The organism is Pseudomonas donghuensis (assembly GCF_000259195.1).
GTDB classification, from domain to species: domain Bacteria; phylum Pseudomonadota; class Gammaproteobacteria; order Pseudomonadales; family Pseudomonadaceae; genus Aquipseudomonas; species Aquipseudomonas donghuensis.
In genome coordinates this window covers 126,643-141,817 of the sequence record NZ_JH650761.1, presented here as the reverse complement: position 1 = coordinate 141,817, position 15,175 = coordinate 126,643, and the positions used below count along the sequence as shown (strand labels likewise).

General features: G+C 63.3%; 19 protein-coding genes and 1 pseudogene. 14 read left to right on the top strand and 6 right to left on the bottom strand.

Features of this window, described 5'->3' with window-relative positions; all coding sequences use genetic code 11:
* The 3 genes and pseudogenes from UW3_RS29060 to UW3_RS0109800 form a co-directional block, all read left to right on the top strand.
* Positions 1-266, top strand: a pseudogene (locus UW3_RS29060) (primosomal protein N'); the annotation flags it as partial.
* 161 nt (positions 267-427) lie between these two features.
* A complete protein-coding gene (argS, locus tag UW3_RS0109805; RefSeq protein WP_010222220.1) occupies positions 428-2,164 on the top strand; it encodes an arginine--tRNA ligase in 1,737 nt (578 codons plus the stop codon).
* 1 nt (position 2,165) lies between these two features.
* The gene (locus tag UW3_RS0109800; protein WP_010222218.1) at positions 2,166-2,855 is read left to right on the top strand and encodes an SPOR domain-containing protein; all 690 of its coding nucleotides are present in this window, start codon (positions 2,166-2,168) and stop codon (positions 2,853-2,855) included.
* Between the two features lie 48 nt (positions 2,856-2,903).
* On the opposite strand, the gene UW3_RS0109795 is transcribed toward UW3_RS0109800, so the two are convergent.
* A complete protein-coding gene (locus tag UW3_RS0109795) occupies positions 2,904-3,323 on the bottom strand; it encodes an NINE protein (RefSeq protein ID WP_010222217.1) in 420 nt (139 codons plus the stop codon).
* A gap of 169 nt (positions 3,324-3,492) precedes the next feature.
* Between UW3_RS0109795 and UW3_RS0109790 the strand changes: the two genes are divergently transcribed.
* Positions 3,493-4,203, top strand: coding sequence for a C40 family peptidase (locus tag UW3_RS0109790; protein WP_374045260.1), 711 nt, complete (start codon positions 3,493-3,495; stop codon positions 4,201-4,203).
* On the opposite strand, the gene UW3_RS0109785 is transcribed toward UW3_RS0109790, so the two are convergent.
* Positions 4,200-5,228 carry a type IV pilus twitching motility protein PilT gene (locus UW3_RS0109785; protein ID WP_010222213.1) on the bottom strand — a complete coding sequence of 343 codons (1,029 nt, stop codon included), beginning with the start codon at positions 5,226-5,228 and terminating at the stop codon, positions 4,200-4,202. The two genes, UW3_RS0109790 and UW3_RS0109785, sit on opposite strands and share 4 nt — an antisense overlap.
* Before the next feature lie 66 nt (positions 5,229-5,294).
* Here UW3_RS0109785 and UW3_RS0109780 point away from each other — a divergent pair, with 66 nt between their 5' ends.
* From UW3_RS0109780 to UW3_RS0109740, 9 genes are all read left to right on the top strand, one after another.
* Entirely contained in the window at positions 5,295-5,981 is a 687-nt protein-coding gene (locus UW3_RS0109780) for a YggS family pyridoxal phosphate-dependent enzyme (RefSeq protein ID WP_010222211.1), read from the top strand.
* Positions 5,982-6,019: 38 nt separating this feature from the next.
* Positions 6,020-6,838: a pyrroline-5-carboxylate reductase gene (gene proC, locus UW3_RS0109775; RefSeq protein WP_010222210.1), complete on the top strand. Its 819-nt coding sequence runs from the start codon at positions 6,020-6,022 to the stop codon at positions 6,836-6,838.
* A gap of 10 nt (positions 6,839-6,848) precedes the next feature.
* Complete coding sequence (locus tag UW3_RS0109770; protein WP_010222208.1) at positions 6,849-7,439, top strand: YggT family protein; 591 nt, start codon at positions 6,849-6,851, stop codon at positions 7,437-7,439.
* A 164-nt stretch (positions 7,440-7,603) separates the two neighbouring features.
* A complete protein-coding gene (metX, locus tag UW3_RS0109765; RefSeq protein ID WP_010222207.1) occupies positions 7,604-8,743 on the top strand; it encodes a homoserine O-succinyltransferase MetX in 1,140 nt (379 codons plus the stop codon).
* Positions 8,744-8,750: 7 nt separating this feature from the next.
* Entirely contained in the window at positions 8,751-9,371 is a 621-nt protein-coding gene (gene metW / locus UW3_RS0109760; protein ID WP_010222206.1) for a methionine biosynthesis protein MetW, read from the top strand.
* Between the two features lie 24 nt (positions 9,372-9,395).
* Positions 9,396-9,830: a DUF4426 domain-containing protein gene (locus tag UW3_RS0109755; protein ID WP_010222205.1), complete on the top strand. Its 435-nt coding sequence runs from the start codon at positions 9,396-9,398 to the stop codon at positions 9,828-9,830.
* Positions 9,827-10,423, top strand: coding sequence for an RdgB/HAM1 family non-canonical purine NTP pyrophosphatase (gene rdgB / locus UW3_RS0109750; protein WP_010222204.1), 597 nt, complete (start codon positions 9,827-9,829; stop codon positions 10,421-10,423). Before UW3_RS0109755 ends, rdgB begins: the two co-directional genes overlap by 4 nt.
* The gene (gene hemW / locus UW3_RS0109745; protein ID WP_010222203.1) at positions 10,420-11,634 is read left to right on the top strand and encodes a radical SAM family heme chaperone HemW; all 1,215 of its coding nucleotides are present in this window, start codon (positions 10,420-10,422) and stop codon (positions 11,632-11,634) included. Before rdgB ends, hemW begins: the two co-directional genes overlap by 4 nt.
* A gap of 9 nt (positions 11,635-11,643) precedes the next feature.
* Complete coding sequence (locus tag UW3_RS0109740) at positions 11,644-11,967, top strand: DUF3392 domain-containing protein (RefSeq protein WP_010222202.1); 324 nt, start codon at positions 11,644-11,646, stop codon at positions 11,965-11,967.
* 148 nt (positions 11,968-12,115) lie between these two features.
* On the opposite strand, the gene trmB is transcribed toward UW3_RS0109740, so the two are convergent.
* The 4 genes from trmB to UW3_RS0109720 form a co-directional block, all read right to left on the bottom strand.
* The gene (gene trmB, locus UW3_RS0109735) at positions 12,116-12,838 is read right to left on the bottom strand and encodes a tRNA (guanosine(46)-N7)-methyltransferase TrmB (protein WP_010222200.1); all 723 of its coding nucleotides are present in this window, start codon (positions 12,836-12,838) and stop codon (positions 12,116-12,118) included.
* Positions 12,839-12,847: 9 nt separating this feature from the next.
* Entirely contained in the window at positions 12,848-13,642 is a 795-nt protein-coding gene (locus UW3_RS0109730) for a thiazole synthase (RefSeq protein ID WP_010222199.1), read from the bottom strand.
* 48 nt (positions 13,643-13,690) lie between these two features.
* A complete protein-coding gene (gene thiS / locus UW3_RS0109725; protein ID WP_010222198.1) occupies positions 13,691-13,891 on the bottom strand; it encodes a sulfur carrier protein ThiS in 201 nt (66 codons plus the stop codon).
* Between the two features lie 101 nt (positions 13,892-13,992).
* On the bottom strand, positions 13,993-14,364 hold the full coding sequence (locus UW3_RS0109720; protein ID WP_010222197.1) for a DUF423 domain-containing protein: 372 nt from the start codon (positions 14,362-14,364) through the stop codon (positions 13,993-13,995).
* Positions 14,365-14,398: 34 nt separating this feature from the next.
* Between UW3_RS0109720 and mtgA the strand changes: the two genes are divergently transcribed.
* Positions 14,399-15,157, top strand: coding sequence for a monofunctional biosynthetic peptidoglycan transglycosylase (gene mtgA / locus UW3_RS0109715; protein WP_010222196.1), 759 nt, complete (start codon positions 14,399-14,401; stop codon positions 15,155-15,157).
* Positions 15,158-15,175 lie beyond the last annotated feature (18 nt).

Sequence of the window (15,175 nt, the reverse complement as noted above, 5' to 3'; positions counted from 1 at the left end):
AAGCCGAGGGTTTTCTCGATGAAGCCTGCAGCGCCGCCGAACAGTTATTGGCCGAACAGGGCCTGCACGGTATCGAGCTGCTCGGCCCGGTACCGGCGCCGATGGAGCGCCGCGCGGGGCGGTTTCGCGCGCAATTGTTGCTCCAGGCCAATGCCCGGGCACCTTTGCATCGACTGATCAGCGCCTGGTTGCTAGTGTTGGAGCAGATGCCGTCCGGGCGCCAGGTGCGTTGGTCGCTGGATGTCGATCCGGTGGATTTGTACTGATCCATCGCGGGGCAAGCCCGCTCCTACACACCCCTGTAGGAGCGGGCTTGCCCCGCGATAGCGCCCCAAAGGTTGGCAACCTCGCCCCGGCAACGGATAATGTCCAGTTTTTCCACCTGCGCATCGAAGCGCCGCCGCGCTTGCGGTCGAAAGAGAAGCCCATGAAAGACACCATTCGCCAGCTGATCCAGCAAGCCCTCACCCAACTCGTCACCGACGGTGTGCTGCCTGAAGGGCTGACGCCGGCGATCCAGGTGGAGAACGCCCGGGACAAGACTCACGGCGACTTCGCCAGCAACATCGCGATGATGCTGGCCAAGCCTGCCGGCATGAAGCCGCGCGACCTGGCCGAGAAGCTCATCGCCGCCCTGCCTGCCGACGAGCAGGTCAGCAAGGTCGAGATTGCCGGCCCGGGCTTTCTCAACTTCTTCCAGAATACCCAGGCCCTGGCCTCGCGCCTGGATGCGGCCCTGGCCGACGCCAAGCTGGGCGTGAAGAAAGCCGGCCCGCAGCAGAAGGTGGTGGTCGACCTGTCGGCACCGAACCTGGCCAAGGAGATGCACGTTGGCCACCTGCGCTCGACCATCATCGGTGACGCCGTGTCGCGCGTGCTGGAGTTCCTCGGCGATGACGTGATCCGTCAGAACCACGTCGGCGACTGGGGCACCCAGTTCGGCATGCTGATGGCTTATCTGCAGGAAAACCCGATCACCAGCGACGAGCTGTCGGACCTGGAAAACTTCTACCGTGCGGCGAAAAAACGCTTCGACGAATCCGAAGCGTTCGCCGACCGCGCTCGCGGCCTGGTGGTCAAGCTGCAAGCCGGCGACCCGGAATGCCTGAAGCTGTGGACCCGCTTCAAGGATATTTCGCTGTCGCACTGCCAGAAGACCTACGAGCTGCTCAACGTCAAGCTGACCATGGCCGACGTTATGGGCGAAAGCGCCTACAACGATGACCTGGCCAATGTCGTCAACGACCTCAAGGCCAAGGGCCTGCTGGTCGAGAGCAAGGGCGCCCAGTGCGTGTTCCTTGAAGAGTTCAAGACCGCCGAAGGCGAGCCGCTGCCAGTGATCGTACAGAAAGCCGACGGCGGCTACCTGTACGCCACCACCGACCTTGCCGCCGTGCGCTACCGCAGCAACGTGCTCAAGGCCGACCGCGCCCTGTACTTTGTCGACCAGCGCCAGGCCCTGCACTTCAACCAGGTCTTCGAAGTGGCCCGCCGCGCCGGTTTCGTCGGCCACCCGATGCAGATGGAACACATGGGCTTCGGCACCATGAACGGTGCCGACGGCCGCCCGTTCAAGACTCGCGACGGCGGCACGGTGAAGCTGATCGACCTGCTCACCGAAGCCAAGGAACGTGCCTACGCCCTGGTCAAGGAGAAGAACCCGGAGCTGGCCGAGGCCGACCTGCGCGCCATCGGCGAAGTGGTGGGGATTGGCGCGGTGAAGTACGCCGACCTGTCCAAGCACCGCACCAGCGACTACAGCTTCAACTTCGAGCTGATGCTCAACTTCGAAGGCAACACCGCGCCTTACCTGCTGTACGCCTACACCCGCGTTGCCGGCGTGTTCCGCAAGCTGGGCAAGGACTTCGATGAAGTCGACGGCCAGATCATCCTGCAAGCGCCACAGGAGCAGGACCTGGCCGCGCGCCTGGCGCAGTTCGGCGAGATCCTGAACAACGTCGCCGAAAAAGGCACGCCGCACGTGCTGTGCACCTATCTGTACGACGTTGCCGGCCTGTTCTCCAGCTTCTACGAGAACTGCCCGATCCTCGCCGCCGACACCCCTGAACAACAGCAGAGCCGCCTGCGTCTGGCGGCCCTGACTGGCCGCACCCTCAAGCAAGGTCTGGAACTGCTCGGCCTGGAAACCCTGGAGCGCATGTAAGTTGGCTGCCAAGAAAAAACCCGCACCCAAGCGCGGCGCCAGTCGCTATCAGCCACCTGCCAAGCAACCGATCCCGGGCTGGCTGTGGCTGGCGATCGGCCTGTCGGTGGGCGCCTTTGTCGTTTTCCTGATGAAGCTCGAGCCCGGCAACGACGAGGTCAAGCGCAGCAAGCCCGAGCAGCAGAAGGCCGAGAAGGTCGCCGAGGCCAACAAGACCACGCCAAGCCCGCAGCAGCCGGTAAAACCGAAGTACGACTTCTATACCCTGCTGCCGGAATCGGAAGTGATCGTGCCGCCTGAAGCGGTGCCGGAGAAAACCCCGCCGGTACCGGCGCAACCACCGGTAACCCCGGCGGAAGCGGCGAAGATCGACACCGCCCGGGCCCAGGCGGCGCTGAACGGCCTGACCCCGCCACCGGCGCCACCGGTGATCAAGCCAGCAGCGACCACCCAGTTCTTCCTGCAGGCCGGTTCGTTCCGCAAGCAGGCGGATGCCGACAAGGTTCGCGCGCAGATCATCCTGCTTGGCCAGGCGGTCAAGGTGGAATCCGGAACGGTCAAGGAAGAAACCTGGTACCGCGTACTGGTTGGCCCGTTCAGCAACCGTGAACAGCTGACCGTGGCGCAGAAGCAACTGGCCGGCAGCGGCTTCAGCAACTTGCTGTTGCAGCAACGCCAGACCCGCCAGTAACCCCGCCCCAAGGCCTTGTCGCAGCGCACTGCGACAAGGCCTCAGGCTTTAACGCCGCTGGGCGTTGGCCAGTGACACCTGGGTATTGAGCGTCCAGAAGTCATACAGCACACCCACCAGAAACAGCCCGCCGGTGCACAGGTAGATCAGGCCAGTGATCCACTTGCCCTGGTACATGCGGTGCACGCCAAACACCCCCAGGAAGGTCAGCAGGATCCACGCCAGGCTGTAGTCCAGTGGACCTGGCTGAAAGCGCAGGTCGGCTTCGCGGTCCATCGCCGGGATCAGGAACAGGTCGATCAGCCAGCCAATGCCCAATAGGCCCAAGGTGAAGAACCAGAGGGTGCCGGTGACCGGTTTGCCGTAGTAGAAGCGGTGCGCGCCGGTGAAGCCAAAAATCCACAGCAGATAACCGATCACTTTGCTGTGGGTGTCGTGCAACTGACTGCCCTGTTGATAACTGTTCATTCATAGCCCCTGTGGGTTATCGATAAATTTTCTAAAGAAAAATGTGACTTTTCTCTGGCGACCCGACGTGTGGTCATTTGCCACCCCGCCCGCCGCAAACCCCTATCCTGTCTGGCCCACGCCTTTCAAATGCAGGCCAATCGCCGCTTCTGGCGGTTTTTGCCGGCACCTGGAATCGACCAACGGATCAGAATTTGATCAAAAAGCTGTTATAAAGTTGCGCGCTAACCTACCTAGAGCCCTGCCTATGCGTCCTTTTTTCAAGACATGGCTGACCATCTGCCTATTATTGCCACTGGCCGCCCACGCCACCAATCGTGAGCAACGGCTACCCAACGGTTTCTCCGGGTATACCTCCAATTCCACTGCTGCACGTCCATACAAGAACGTCAGCAGCAACATCCAGCACAGCCCCAAGCGCAGCGCCCGTTCGAGCAAGCCGCTACCGGTCGCCGCGGCCATGTCGCCGCAGCAGAGCAGCGATGTGCTCAGCCGTGCGGTCAACGTGCTCGGCACCCCGTACCGCTGGGGCGGCAGCAGCCCGAGCAAGGGCTTTGACTGCAGCGGCCTGGTCAAGTACGCCTTCAATGACATCGATGAAGTCGACCTGCCACGCACCTCCAACGCCATGGCCAGCGGCCACGGCATCAAGGTCGACCGCAACGACCTCAAGCCGGGCGACCTGATCTTCTTCAACATCAAGAGCCGCCGGGTCAACCACGTCGCCATCTACCTGGGTAACGACCGCTTCATCCACGCGCCGCGCACCGGCAAGCGGGTCAGCATCGACACCCTGAACAAACCTTACTGGCAAAGCCGCTACGTGGTTGCCAAACGCGTCCTGCCAAAAAGCCAGCAACTGGCCCTGGCCAAGCGCTAGAAACGTCCCGACGCCCGCTCACGAGCGCTGTCGGGGCTGACCAGCCCTTGCCGCACCAGGCCCTGCAGACATCCGTCCAGGGTCTGCATGCCCTGCGCCCCACCTGTCTGAATCGCCGAATTGAGCTGCGCCACCTTGCCCTCACGGACCAGGTTACGCACTGCCGGCGTTGCCAGCAGGATCTCATGGGCCGCCACCCGCCCACCGCCTACACGCTCGACCAATACCTGCGAGACCACCGCCTGCAGCGACTCGGCCAGCATCGCGCGCACCAGTTGCTTCTCCTCGGCGGCAAACACATCCACCAGGCGATCGATGGTTTTCGCCGCCGACCCGGTGTGTACCGTGGCCAGCACCAGGTGCCCGGTTTCCGCCGCAGTCAGCGCCAGGCGTATCGTCTGCGGGTCGCGCAGCTCACCGAGCATGATCACATCCGGGTCCTGACGCAGCGCCGCACGCAATGCCTGGGCAAAACCATGGCTGTGCCGGCCGATCTCGCGCTGACTGATCCGGCTACGCTGCGAGCTGTGGATAAACTCGATGGGGTCCTCGAGGGTGACGATATGCAATGGCCGCTCGCGGTTCAGGTGATCGACCAGGGCCGCGAGGGTGGTTGACTTACCCGAACCGGTGGGCCCGGTGACCAGCACCAGCCCGCCCGCCAGCTCGGCAATCTGTCGAAACACATCCCCAAGACCCAGCTCGGCCAGGCTGCTGACCTGCGCCGGAATCACCCGCAGCACCGCCGCAGCGCCCTGCAACTGCTGGAACACATTGACCCGAAAGCGCGCCAATGCTGGCACGGCGAAGGCAAAGTCGACGTCCAAATGTGTTTCAAAATCCTTTTGCTGCGCCTCAGACATGATTTGCGCGAGCAGTTCACCCATGTGTTGCGGCGTCAGCAGCGGCAGCGACAGCGGGCTCAAGCGCCCCTCAAGACGCAGCGCCGGTACTTCGCCCGCCGCCAGGTGCAGGTCGGAGGCACCGGCCCGTACCGCCAGCGCCAGCAGTTCAGTCACATCCATGAGACTCCCCAAAGACCGCCAAGCAGGTAGAATGCCGCAGACCCAAAGAGCCGCTGGCATCGATCAATGTCCACCATAGCAGACAACCTTTCCACGCTCGCCGCACGCATCCGTGCCGCCGCGCTGGCCGCCGGGCGCGAGCCTTCGGCCGTCCAGCTGCTGGCCGTGAGCAAGACCAAACCCGCCGCCGCCGTGCGCGAAGCCTTCGCCGCCGGGGTGCGCGATGTCGGTGAGAACTACCTGCAGGAAGCCTTGAACAAACAGGGCGAATTGACCGACCTGCCCTTGACCTGGCACTTCATCGGCCCCATTCAGTCGAACAAGACTCGTGCGATTGCCGAGCACTTTGACTGGGTACATTCCGTGGACCGCCTGAAAATCGCCCAACGCCTGTCCGAGCAACGCCCCGACCACCTTGCAGCGTTGAATATCTGCCTGCAGGTCAACGTCAGTGGCGAAGCGAGCAAGTCCGGCTGCACCCCCGAGGAGCTACCGGCGCTGGCCCGCACCATCGCCGCGCTGCCACGCCTGCGCCTGCGCGGGCTGATGGCGATTCCCGAGCCGACCGACAACGAGGCCGCCCAACAAGCCGCCTTCGCCCGGGTGCGCCAACTGCAGGCGAGCCTTGGCCTGGACCTCGACACCCTGTCCATGGGCATGAGCCATGACCTGGAAGCCGCGATTGCCCAGGGCGCGACCTGGGTGCGTATCGGCACCGCGCTGTTCGGTGCCCGTGACTACGGCCAGCCCTGACCCATGCTTTTTCCCTCTTTCCCTATCAAGGACCTGACATGAGCAAGACTCGTATTGCCTTTATCGGCGCCGGCAACATGGCTGCCAGCCTGATCGGCGGCCTGCGCGCCCAGGGCCTGGAAGCTTCGCAGATCCGCGCCAGCGATCCGGGCGCCGAGCAGCGGGCGAAAATCCATGCCGAGCACGGCATCGAGATGTTCGCCGACAACGCCCAGGCCATCGAAGGTGCCGATGTGGTGGTCCTGGCGGTCAAGCCACAGGCGATGAAAGCCGTGTGCGAAGCCCTCAAACCCAGCCTCAAGCCCGAGCAACTGGTGGTCTCGATTGCCGCCGGGATCACCTGCGCGAGCATGAACAACTGGCTCGGCGCCCAGCCGATCGTGCGCTGCATGCCCAACACCCCGGCGCTGCTGCGCCAGGGCGTCAGCGGCCTGTTCGCCACCGCCCAGGTTTCGCCGGCCCAGCGCCAGCAGGCCGAGCAGCTGCTGTCGGCCGTGGGTATCGCCCTGTGGCTGGACGCCGAGCAACAGCTCGATGCGGTGACCGCCGTGTCCGGCAGTGGCCCTGCGTACTTCTTCTTGCTGATCGAGGCCATGACCGCCGCCGGCGAAAAACTCGGCCTGCCACGGGAAACCGCCGCCAAGCTGACCCTGCAAACCGCCCTGGGCGCCGCGCACATGGCGGTCAGCAGCGATGTCGACGCCGCCGAGCTGCGCCGCCGGGTAACCTCGCCGGCCGGCACCACGGAAGCGGCGATCAAGTCGTTCCAGGCCAATGGATTCGAAGCGCTGGTGGAACAGGCGCTGGGTGCCGCTGCGCACCGCTCGGCCGAAATGGCCGAACAACTGGGCAACTAAGGAGCCGAAGATGATCGGATTGAACACCGCTGCAATCTATGTGCTGCAGACCCTCGGCAGCCTGTACCTGCTGATCGTGGTCCTGCGCTTTGTCCTGCAACTGGTGCGCGCGGACTTCTACAACCCGCTCAGCCAGTTCGCCGTACGTGCTACCCAACCGCTGCTCAAGCCGATGCGTCGGGTGATCCCGAGCCTGTTCGGCCTGGACATGTCGTCGCTGCTGCTGGCGCTCATCATCCAGATGCTGGTGATGGGCCTGACCCTGCTGCTGGCCTACGGCACCACCGGCAACCCGCTGCAACTGCTGGTCTGGTCAATCATTGGCGTGACCTCGCTGTTTCTGAAGATTTTCTTCTTCGCCCTGATCATCAGCGTGATCCTCTCGTGGGTCGCACCGGGCAGCCATAACCCGGGCGCCGAGCTGATCAACCAGATCTGCGACCCGTTCCTCGCCCCGTTCCGGCGCATCCTGCCAAACCTGGGCGGCCTGGACATCTCGCCGATCCTGGCGTTCATGGCCCTGAAGCTGATCGACATGCTGGTGATCAACAACCTGGCGGCGATGACCGGAATGCCGGAGGTTCTGCGCCTGCTGGTCTGATCTGCACCTGCAGCGCCCTATCGCTGGCAAGCCAGCTCCCACAAGGCTCGCGACAACCTGTGGGAGCTGGTTTGCCAGCGATGTTTTTCAAGCCTTGGCACATTGCTTGCCGCCCACCCCGGTGGTCTTTAGACTTACGCCTCATTCAAGCGTGAGCAGGGTCGATGTCCACTGTCTTTCCCGAAGATTCGGTCGGTCTGGTAACACCGCAACTGGCACAGTTCAGCGAGCCGCTGGCGCTGGCCTGCGGTCGCTCGCTGGCCACCTATGAACTGATCTACGAAACCTACGGCACGCTCAACAGCAAGGCCAGCAACGCCGTGCTGATCTGTCATGCGCTGTCCGGCCATCACCATGCCGCCGGCTACCACAGCCCCGACGACCGCAAGCCGGGCTGGTGGGACAGCTGCATTGGCCCTGGCAAGCCGATCGATACCAATCGCTTCTTCGTGGTCAGCCTCAACAACCTCGGCGGTTGCAATGGCAGCACCGGCCCCAGCAGCATCAATCCGCTCACCGGCAAACCCTACGGCGCCGATTTCCCGGTGCTGACCGTGGAAGACTGGGTGCACAGCCAGGCGCGCCTGGCCGATCGCCTGGGCATCCAGCAATGGGCCGCAGTGGTAGGCGGCAGCCTGGGCGGCATGCAGGCACTGCAGTGGACCATCACCTACCCCGACCGTGTGCGACACTGCCTGGACATCGCCTCGGCGCCCAAACTCTCGGCACAGAACATCGCCTTCAACGAGGTGGCGCGCCAAGCCATCCTTACCGACCCCGAGTTCCACGGTGGCTCGTTCCAAAACCTGGGCGTGATCCCCAAGCGCGGCCTGATGCTGGCGCGCATGGTCGGGCACATCACCTACCTGTCCGACGACTCCATGGGCGAGAAATTCGGCCGCGAGCTGAAAAGCGACAAGCTCAACTACGACTTCCACAGCGTCGAGTTCCAGGTCGAAAGCTACCTGCGTTACCAGGGCGAGGAATTCTCCGGTCGTTTCGACGCCAACACCTACCTGCTGATGACCAAGGCGCTGGACTACTTCGACCCGGCCGCCAGCCACCGCGGCGACCTGGCGGCGACCCTGGCGCATGTCACGGCGGACTACTGCGTGATGTCGTTCACCACCGACTGGCGCTTCTCGCCGGCGCGCTCGCGCGAGATCGTCGACGCCCTGATCGCCGCACGCAAGAACGTCTGCTACCTGGATATCGACTCGCCCTATGGCCACGATGCCTTCCTGATCCCGACCCCGCGCTACATCACGGGTTTCACGAACTACATGAACCGCATCGTCTGCTGAGGACCCTATGAGAGCCGACCTGGAAATCATCCAAGACTGGATCCCCGCTGGCAGCCGGGTACTCGACCTCGGTTGCGGTACCGGTGAGCTGCTGGCGTCGTTGCGCGACCACAAGCAAGTCACCGGCTATGGCCTGGAAATCGACCCCGACAACATCGCCCAGTGCGTGGCCAAGGGCGTCAACGTCATCGAGCAGGACCTCGACAAGGGCCTGGGCAATTTCGCCAGCAACAGTTTCGACGTGGTGGTCATGACCCAGGCCCTGCAGGCCGTGGAGTACCCTGACCGGATTCTCGACGAAATGCTCCGCGTTGGCCGCCAGTGCATCATCACCTTCCCCAACTTCGGCCACTGGCGTTGCCGCTGGTACCTGGCGACCAAAGGTCGCATGCCGGTTTCCGACTTCATGCCGTATACCTGGTACAACACGCCGAACATCCACTTCTGCACCTTTGAAGACTTCGAGGCCCTGTGCGGCGAACGCCGCGCCCAGGTCCTCGACCGCCTGGCGGTCGACCATTTGCACCGCCACGGGTGGGCGAGCAAGCTATGGCCTAATCTTCTAGGTGAGATCGGCATTTACCGTGTCAGCAGCCCCGGCCTTACCGAACATAAGGTCGCGGTTTAACCCGCACACCGGAGGAGAACGATCATGGGTCGCTTGTTGAGCTGTTTACTGGTTGCCTGCCTGAGCCTGTCGGCGGTTGCCGCCGATGCCATCAAGGGCGAGCGCAAGGAAGTCTTTGGCGATACCACCGTGCACTACAGCACCTTTATTTCCACCTTCCTGCAGCCGGACATTGCCAAGTCTGCGGAGCTGGTGCGCAGCAAGAACCAGGGCGTGATCAACGTCTCGGTGATCAAGGCCGGCAAGCCGGTGGTCACCCAGGTCAGCGGCACCGTCAAGGACCTGACCAGCGCCTCGGTACCGCTGAAGTTCAAGCAGATCACCGAGCAAGGCGCGATCTACTACATCGCCCAGTTCCCTGTTGAGCAACAGGAAACCCGTACCTTCACCATCAATGTTGGCGTTGACGGCAAGACCGAAACCATCAGCTTCAACCAAGAGCTTTTTCCAGGCGAATGATGACTTTTCAACAAATCGTATTGGCCAGCCACAACGCCGGCAAACTCAAGGAACTGCAGGCCATGCTCGGTGATACCGTGCGGCTGCGCTCCATTGGCGAATTCAGCAGCGTCGAGCCGGAAGAAACCGGCTTGTCGTTCGTCGAGAACGCCATCCTCAAGGCACGCAATGCCGCACGCATTTCCGGCATGCCGGCGCTGGCCGACGATTCGGGCCTGGCCGTGGACTTCCTGGGCGGCGCGCCAGGCATCTATTCGGCACGTTACGCCGATGGCAAAGGCGATGCCGCAAACAACGCCAAATTGCTCGATGTGCTCAAGGACGTTCCGCAAGAACAGCGCGGCGCCCAGTTCGTCTGCGTCCTGGCCCTGGTCCGCCATGCCGACGACCCGCTGCCGATCCTCTGCGAAGGGCTGTGGCACGGTCGCATCCTGACCCAGGCCAGCGGCGCCCACGGTTTTGGCTATGACCCGCTGTTCTGGGTGCCGGAGCGCGATTGCTCGAGCGCCGAGCTGAGCCCTGCCGACAAGAACCAGATAAGCCACCGTGCCCGCGCCATGAGCCTGCTGCGTCAACGTCTGGGCCTGGCATGACCGAGCGTTCGCCGGCACAGCCACTGCACCTGGGCGAGGCTGGCTTTACTTCCCAAGCACCGCGGGCGGCCCTGCCACAGCTGCCGCCCCTGGCGCTGTACATCCATATCCCCTGGTGCGTGCGCAAATGCCCGTACTGCGACTTCAACTCCCACGCCGCCACCCCCGAACTACCGGAAGAAGCCTACGTCGACGCCCTGCTCGCCGACCTCGACCAGGAGCTGGGCAACGTCTATGGCCGCCCGATCAGCTCAATCTTCTTTGGCGGCGGCACCCCGAGCCTGTTCAGCGCCCGCGCCCTGGGGCGCTTGCTGGTAGGTGTGGAACAACGCATACCGTTTGCCAGGGACATCGAAATCACCCTGGAGGCCAACCCCGGGACCTTCGAACAAGAGAAGTTCAAGGCCTACCGGCAGCTGGGCATCAATCGCCTGTCGATCGGCATCCAGAGCTTCCAGCAGGCCAAGCTCGAAGCCCTGGGCCGCATCCACAACGGTGACGAGGCCATTCGCGCCGCCGACATGGCGCGCAATGCCGGGTTCGACAACTTCAACCTCGACCTGATGCACGGCCTGCCCGACCAGTCGCTGGACGACGCCCTGGGCGACCTGCGCCAGGCGATTGCGCTGAACCCCACGCACCTGTCCTGGTACCAGTTGACCCTGGAGCCGAACACGGTGTTCTGGAACCAGCCGCCGCTGTTGCCCGAAGACGACATCCTCTGGGACATACAGGAGGCCGGCCAGGCCCTGCTGGCCAGCCACGGCTATGCCCAGTACGAAGTCTCGGCCTACGCCCAGCCTGGCCGCGCCGCCCGCCACAACCTCAACTACTGGAGCTTTGGCGATTTCATCGGCATTGGCGCTGGTGCCCACGGCAAGCTCAGCCACCCCGACGGACGTATCCTGCGCACCTGGAAGACCCGCCTGCCCAAGGACTACCTGAACCCGGCCAAGCCCTTCAAGGCCGGCGAGAAGCTGCTGCCGGTGGATGAATTGCCCTTCGAGTTCCTGATGAACGCCCTGCGCCTGACCCAAGGGGTGGACATCGAGCTGTTCAGCCAACGCACCGGCTTGCCGCTGGAACAGCTCGCAGCAGCGCGCCGTGAAGCCGAACAAAAAGGGCTTTTGCAGGTCGAACCGACGCGACTGGTCGCTACCGCGCGTGGCCAGTTGTTCCTCAACGACCTGCTGCAGTATTTCTTGACCTAAGGATTGCGAATGGACCTGGTACTCGACTTGCTATCGACCGTTTCCCGCTGGAGTCGCAGCAACTTGTCGGAGATTTCCCTGGCCTTGGTGGGCTGTTTGCTGGTGCTGTTCGGCACCGACATCAAAGGCTGGGTCGAACAACGCCTGGGCGGCCTTGCAGGCGCCTTGCGCGTACCGTTCATGGCCTTGCTGGTGATGATCGGCAGCGGTGCCGCGCTGATCTATGCCACCCCGTGGGTGGTGAAGGGGCTGGCGCAGTTCAACAACTATGCGTTGGCGCCGGTGTTGCTGATTGTGCTGGTGTTGATTGGCGTGGTTGCTGATCGGCGCTGAAAAACAGGGCGCTTTCAGGGCTGCTTCGCAGCCCATCGCCGGCAAAGCCGGCTCCCACAAAGATTTCCTGACACTTCAAAACTGCAGGCAATCACAGCACCTGTGGGAGCCGGCCTTGCCGGCGATCGAGCGCAAAGCGCTCGCCGTTTTACGCCAGCTTTTCGAACTTCAAGTCCCACACCCCATGCCCAAGCCGCTCGCCACGGCGTTCGAACTTGGTGATCGGGCGCTCGGCCGGGCGCTCTACGCACTTGCCGTCTTCGGCCAGGTTGCGATAACCCGGGGCGACGTTCATCACTTCCAGCATGTATTCGGCATAGGGCTCCCAGTCGGTGGCCATATGGAACACGCCGCCCACCTTGAGCTTGCTGCGCACAAGCTCCGCGAATTCCGGCTGGACGATGCGGCGCTTGTGGTGACGGCTCTTGTGCCAAGGGTCGGGGAAGAACAGCATCAGCCGGTCGAGGCTGTTGTCAGCCACGCACTTGTTCAGCACTTCGATGGCATCGCAGTCATACACCCGCAGGTTCTTCAGGCCCTGGGTCAGCACACCGTTGAGCAGTGCACCAACACCCGGACGGTGCACTTCGACACCGATGAAGTCCTGCTCCGGTGCGGCAGCGGCCATTTCCAGCAGGGAATGGCCCATGCCGAAACCGATCTCCAGGGTACGCGGCGCCGAGCGGCCGAAAACCTGGTCGTAGTCCACCGGGCTATCAGCCAGGGGCAGGATGAACAGCGGCCCACCCTGGTCCAGGCCACGCTGCTGGCCTTCGGTCATGCGCCCGGCGCGCATCACGAAACTCTTGATGCGGCGGTGTTGGCGCTCTTCGCCTTCGGTGGTGATCGGCGTTTCTTGCGATTCAGTCATCAGGGGCTCTTACTTGATCAGACCATCCAGCGGCGACGAGGCGCTGGCATAGAGTTTTTTCGGCATACGCCCGGCCAGATAGGCCAGACGGCCAGCGACAATGGCGTGTTTCATGGCTTCGGCCATCATGATCGGCTGCTGTGCGTGAGCAATTGCCGAGTTCATCAGCACCGCCTCACAGCCCATTTCCATGGCGATGGTGGCGTCGGAAGCAGTACCGACACCGGCATCGACCAGCACCGGGACTTTCGATTCCTCGAGGATGATCTGCAGGTTGTACGGGTTGCAGATCCCCAGGCCCGTACCGATCAGGCCGGCCAGCGGCATCACCGCGATACAGCCGGCTTCGGCCAGCTGACGGGCGATGATCGGGTCGTCGCTGGTGTAGACCATCACGTCGAAACCGTCCTTGACCAGCACTTCGGCGGCCTTGAGGGTCTCGATCACGTTGGGGAACAGGGTCTTCTGGTCGGCCAGCACTTCCAGCTTGACCAGATTGTGGCCATCGAGCAGTTCACGGGCCAGGCGACAGGTGCGCACGGCTTCGACCGCATCAAAGCAGCCGGCGGTGTTCGGCAGGATGGTGTAGCGATCAGGCGGCAGTACGTCGAGCAGGTTCGGTTCGCCCGGGTTCTGGCCGATGTTGGTGCGGCGCACGGCAACCGTGACGATCTCGGCACCGGAAGCCTCGATGGCCAGGCGGGTTTCTTCCAGGTCACGGTACTTGCCGGTGCCGACCAGCAGGCGCGACTGGAAGGTACGACCGGCCAGGGTGAAGGGCTTGTCGCTACGAACGTTGCTCATCGGTAATCCTCTTGAAGGTTGAGGGACTTGCAGGTAAATCGCGAAGGCCTAGCCACCGCCAATGGCGTGCACCACTTCAACCTGGTCGCCTTCGTTCAGCGCGGTGCTGTCGTGCTGGCTGCGTGGCACGATATCCAGGTTGAGTTCGACCGCCACCCGGCGACCTGCCAGGTCAAGCCGGTTGAGCAGGGCCGCGACGCTTTCGCCATCGGGCAATTCGAAAGGTTCACCGTTCAGTTGAATGCGCATGCGCACGGCCGCCATTATTTTTAGGGGCCCGCATTCTAGCCCTGATCAGGGCGCAAACCCAAGGCCGGGCCGCGCCATTCGTCTCGATCCGGACTCGCGGGTCAGCTCAGGCGCCAGGCTGCAAGGCCCAGGCACAGCCATCCGCCGAGAAACGCCAGGCCGCCAAAGGGGGTGATGATACCGAGCTTGCCGATACCGCTCAGGGTCAGCACATACAGGCTACCGGAAAACAGCAGGATCCCCAGGGCGAACAGACCACCGGCCCAACCGACCAGGCGCCCGGGCAGGTGCACCGACAGCACCGCCACCGCGAGCAGCGCCAGGGCATGCACCAGCTGGTAGGTCACGCCGGTATGGAAGATCGCCAGGTATTCGCTGCTCAGCCGGCCCTTGAGGCCATGAGCCGCAAAGGCGCCCAGGGCCACGCCGGTAAAGCCGAAAAACGCCGAAAGCAGCAGAAAACTACGCAGCATTGGGAAGACTCCTAGTCAGCACAGGGTCTGTATAATGGCCCGCTCCATCGGTTCGGCCAAGCCATCACCTATGCTGCCTTCCATTTTCCGTCGCCTCACCCGTGCCCTGCTGTGGTTTGCCGCAGGCAGTGCCCTGCTGGTGCTGGTGTTTCGCTGGCTGCCGCCGCCAGGCACCGCGCTGATGGTCGAGCGCAAGGTCGAGTCCTGGTTCAACGGCCAGCCCATCGACCTGCAACGGGACTGGGAGCCATGGGAACAAATCTCCGATGAGCTGAAAGTGGCGGTGATCGCCGGCGAAGACCAGAAGTTCGCCAACCACTGGGGCTTTGACTTCAACGCCATCCAGGCGGCGCTGGCCCATAACGAACGCGGCGGCAGCATCCGTGGTGCCAGCACCCTCAGCCAGCAAGTGGCCAAGAACCAGTTCCTCTGGGCTGGCCGAAGCTGGTTGCGCAAGGGCCTGGAAGCCTGGTTCACCGCGCTGATCGAGCTGCTGTGGTCGAAAGAGCGGATTCTTGAGGTCTATCTCAACAGCGCTGAATGGGGCGAAGGGGTGTTTGGCGCGCAGGCGGCAGCGCGGCACCACTTCGGCGTCGATGCCAGCCAGCTGTCGCGCCAGCAAGCCAGCCTGCTGGCAGCGGTACTGCCCAGCCCGTTGAACTGGAGCGCCAGCCGGCCAAGCACTTACGTGGCGCGACGCGCCGGCTGGATTCGCCAGCAGATGCGCCAACTGGGCGGTAACGGCTACCTGGCGCCGCTGGACAGCCCACGCCGGGCGCCCTGGAGCCAATAAAAAACCCGGCAGAGCACG